The sequence below is a fragment of the Shewanella sp. genome, from assembly GCF_051658185.1.
GTDB lineage: Bacteria > Pseudomonadota > Gammaproteobacteria > Enterobacterales > Shewanellaceae > Shewanella.
The window spans coordinates 1-4,268 of record NZ_JBOFMC010000176.1 but is presented as its reverse complement, the minus strand read 5'-3'; the positions used below and the strand labels follow the sequence as shown (position 1 = coordinate 4,268).

General features: G+C 47.8%; 4 protein-coding genes. All 4 read right to left on the bottom strand.

Translation table 11 applies throughout. From position 1 onward, the window contains the following. Positions 1–143: 143 nt before the first annotated feature. Positions 144–1,280 carry a hypothetical protein gene (locus tag ACRCZA_RS07210; RefSeq protein WP_438673776.1) on the bottom strand — a complete coding sequence of 379 codons (1,137 nt, stop codon included), beginning with the start codon at positions 1,278–1,280 and terminating at the stop codon, positions 144–146. Positions 1,281–1,298: 18 nt separating this feature from the next. Continuing rightward, positions 1,299–1,679 carry a cytochrome c3 family protein gene (locus ACRCZA_RS07205; RefSeq protein WP_438673775.1) on the bottom strand — a complete coding sequence of 127 codons (381 nt, stop codon included), beginning with the start codon at positions 1,677–1,679 and terminating at the stop codon, positions 1,299–1,301. 41 nt (positions 1,680–1,720) lie between these two features. Continuing rightward, complete coding sequence (locus tag ACRCZA_RS07200; RefSeq protein ID WP_438673774.1) at positions 1,721–3,358, bottom strand: HAL/PAL/TAL family ammonia-lyase; 1,638 nt, start codon at positions 3,356–3,358, stop codon at positions 1,721–1,723. Positions 3,359–3,390: 32 nt separating this feature from the next. After that, positions 3,391–4,268: flavocytochrome c (locus ACRCZA_RS07195; protein ID WP_438673773.1), on the bottom strand; the 878-nt coding region annotated here is incomplete at its 5' end.

Here is a 4,268-nt window from a genome sequence, read left to right as displayed (position 1 = left end):
GAGTCTGCTTCTGAAAGAGCGGCGTGAGAGCATTCTGACTCATTGGAAGTTAGTATGGTCTGAGGCGTTTTTAGATAAGGTGCAAATCAGTCTTCCTGAATCCTCGCTCATATGAGCGAGGATTTTTATTTTATTTCAGATGGTTAAAAGTAATATCCGAAGTTGATATTAATGCGTTTATCCCAATCGTTACCCATCTCAGGTAAACCAACATGGTCGTTATTCGCGGTCGAGAAGGTCATGTTCTTACCCATCACGAAGTCGATCATGGTGTAAGTTGGACCTGCCGCAATCGCCATACCGGTGACGTTTTGCAGGCTATTGTCGTAGCTATCATCATCGACATCTGGCGTCATTAAGCCAAAGTCGTTATAGAACTTAATGCTACCCCAATCCGTGTTAACGGTTTTGGCAATGTTGAGGTTATAGACTTGGCCTTTTGAGGCAATTTCGTATTGCCAACCCACCACCGATACCCCAATTTTGTTGGAGTCAACAGCATCTGCCGCATTGTGTTCATATTGCATGGCTTGCATTTGCAGGTTCCAACCGTTGTAGCTGCTGTCTAAATGCAATGCGACGGCATAGCGATCACCATTGTTGCCGGTTTTGCTGTTGTAGATTTGGCCGTATTGGACTGAGCCGCCAACGGTCGTTGAGCCGCCCGCATGTTCTGCGGTGTAGGTTTGGCGCACGTTAAGCTGGTTAGTCTCTTCGTTGTGGTACTCGGTCCCATTGATGGTGCCGGTATACAAATCGGTCGAGTAACGCTTGTTTTCCGTTGGGCCGTATTCGGCATTTTTATAGAATGCTAAATCGGTGTGCCAGCCATCTTTTTTATAAATCGCTTTGAGACCAATGTCATGGTCATCTTCAAAACCTAAATAGTAAGGAATACCAAACCACCAACTGTTGGAAATAACGCCACGATTACCGAAAGGCACTTTATTTATCCCAAATTGCAATTCCCAATCTGGGTCAATCTTGTAATAGCCATAACCAAATTTGATGAAATTGGTTTTCGCGGTAAAGCGGTATTCAGCGGCTAAGCCGAAATCTCCTTTCTGGCCAGTCACTTTGAGGGTTGCTACGTCAAAATTAAAGTCACCACCTTTATCTTTCGACTTATCGTCATAGTCACGATAGCCATAGTTAACTCGAACGGAACCACCAACATTCATGCCATCTTCTTGGGGTTCTGCCGCAAAAGTGGTTGTACAAGTTAATGCTACGGCGCTGGCAACACAGGATAATACAAACTGATTGAGCTTTTTCATCATCTTTCCTAAGGCTATTTTTTAACGTTTCATCTGAGGATAAGTAAACTCATGGCATTGATTGCAATAGACTTTACTTTCTTTGTGTTCTTGGTGGCAGTAAGTGCAAGGTAGGTCTGTGCCATAGTGCAGACTGTCATGAGGATTCGGCTCAACTGAATGCCCCGCATCCGCCGGGCGCAGAGTCAATTTAGCCACTTCTTCGGGGGAGCCGTGGCAACTGCTACAAGCTGCTGCATCAGGTATGGTTTTGCGTTTAGCATCACCATGGCAAGCGACACAATCGACTTTGCCATTGGCATCTGTCATAACCGCTTTATGGTAGTCTTTGATATTTAGAGCATTAGCTGCCATAGGTGCCAGCATGCAACTGAGTAATAGGATGAATACGGGTTTTAACATAAGGGTCTCCGTAAGCGGGGCATCATGCCCCGCGTCGTGGATTAATAGTTTGCAATAAAGTCTGTTGATGCTTGGATATCCGGCGTGAATGGGCGGTCTTTAGCCACAAAAGGCACTTTTTCGCGGTAGGCCTTGTACATGGCTTGTGTCGCTTTACCAAGTTGCAGATCAGGGTTAGCTTGCTTACGTAAATCAATCGCTTGAGTAGAGTGTAATAATTCCAAGCCATAGATGACTCGCGTATTATCGACGATTTGGATCAGGTTATCTGACGCTAACTTAAGGTTGCTGAAGGTGTCTTCAATACCACCTGCGATAGCAATACCGTCGAAGGAGACTGGGGTTGCTAATTGTTTGTTCCGCACTTGCATATCCACAAAGGCTTTTTGAATTGCACCAAAGGCATGGCCTTGGTTACCTGGCGCACTCAAGAAGCGCGTTAGCTTAGTAAAGTGATCATCGGATAAATGAATCGTGCGCATTACGCTGTTGTGGGACACATGGGTCAGCGCCACACTCAAGTTTTGCACCGCCAATGCCACGGGTAGCGGCTCGAAGTTTGTGGTGGGGAATACGCCGCCCTGTCCTTCAACCATGTAGTTAGCCACTTGCGGGAACTGGGCATATTGATTTGACGCGCCCACAATGACGGCGGGGTTATCATCAGAGTGGTTAATTTGGATATTAATCACTTCATCCAGTGAGGCGAGGGCCTGCTCAGCTCCGGCAAAGGTATAAGCCGTCCCCCTAAAGCTCAGTGGATCCTGTAGGGGGCGCTCATCGTTGAGTTGCCATAAATAGCTGCCATCGAGTTGTTTTAGGATGTCACTGGTCGCGCTTTTAATATAAGGGAACGGCCGGATATCATTGGTTTGTGGTAAAAATGGCGCCACGTTCCCGTTTAAGCCTTCTAAGCTTAAGCCAAAAACGGTTGGCGAAATGGACAGTAATTGTTTTGCATCACGGTAGCCTTGCATGGCATAAGCGACTGAAAATGCATTGTTAGATAAAATCGATAGCGCATCTTTCCCCATGGGGGCTAATGGCGTAATTCCTGCGTCGGCCATTGCCTTTTTACTGCTAACGCGCTTGCCTTTGTAAAATACTTCCCATTCACCAATCATCGCTAAGCCCACGTGCGATGAGAGCAGGATGTCTGACTCACTCACAGTGCCTTTAGCGGGAATGATAGGTGTAAGCCCTTTATTGAGATAGGCCTCATAAAGTTCCGCCACTTCAATTTGTACGCCGGTTTGTCCTGCGAGTAACGTGTTTAAACGAACGGCTAAAGCTAAACGAGTGAGTCGAACCGGCGCAGCCTCGCCGACACCAGCGCTGTGGGCGCGCAAGGTGCTGATGTTAAAGTTTCTGGAGGCTTCAAGCACAGAGTCAGTTAACTTACCGTCAGCATCAAATAGCTTTTGATCTTTATTAAGTCCCACCCCCACGGTAAGGCCATAAACAGGCTTACCTAAACGAGCGGCTTCCATCAATAAATCATAACCTTTGTGTAAATGGGTTTTCGCTTCTGGTGCGATTTTCACTTTAGCGCCATCGGCAATCGCCCATGCTTGATCTTGGGTCAAGCTCTTACCATCGAGTATGACTTGCTCCATCGCGAGTGCACTGCCAGAAAGTAAACTTAAGGTGAGCGAGGCCATCAACATAGATTTATTCATCTTAATCTCCAACATATTGTTATTTTTTAAATTTATGATTGCTTTAATTCTGTCGGTTTTGCTGCGGCGCAGTTTCGGCCAGCATTACGTCCTGTTACCACGCCTTCGGCAACAGCACAGGCACCCAAACGACTCGCACCGTGGATACCGCCCGTGGCTTCACCTGCGGCGTATAACCCTGGGATTGCTTTATTGCTGACCAAATGCAGCACTTCGGATTGGGTATTTACCTTTACCCCGCCCATGCAGTAATGCACCTTCGGCCACATGCGCACCGCATACCAAGGCCCTTGGTCTAGCACTATGGCCTCTTGCATGGGGCGATCGAATTCTTTATCGATGCCGCTCTTCACCGCCTCATTCCAGCGCTCGACCTGTGCCTTTAATGCTTTAGCCGGCATGCCGTAAATCGCGGCTAATTCATCTAAGGTTTCGGCCTTGCTGATGACCTTATATTTCAGCCCCCAATCTAAGGTTTGAGCCTTGCTGGCTCCGGCGGCATTAGTAAAACCGATGGGATAAACGGGCTGACCTTTTTCATCTCGTCTGGTCATGATGGCGTCGGCCCGCGCCTTGCGATCGGCTAATTCATTGAAAAATCGCTCACCGGTGCGCACGTCCACGACGATGCCGTGGGGATAGGTGGCGATAGTGTTGAATTGGGATGCGGTACCAAATCCCTTCTCATCGGGTGATGCCCAAGGGCCAAGTTGAATTTGGTCTAAATGAATGGGATTCGCCCCGATAAGCATCATTTGCTTGAGCGCTTCAGCGGTGGCGCCAGCATGGTTAGTCGAATCTAAATCACTATTTAACTCAGGTAATTGCATCATGCGGTATTCGATATCACGGCCAAAACCGCCGGTCGCCATGATCACGCCGCGACGCGCGCCGATACGGCGTATTTTAC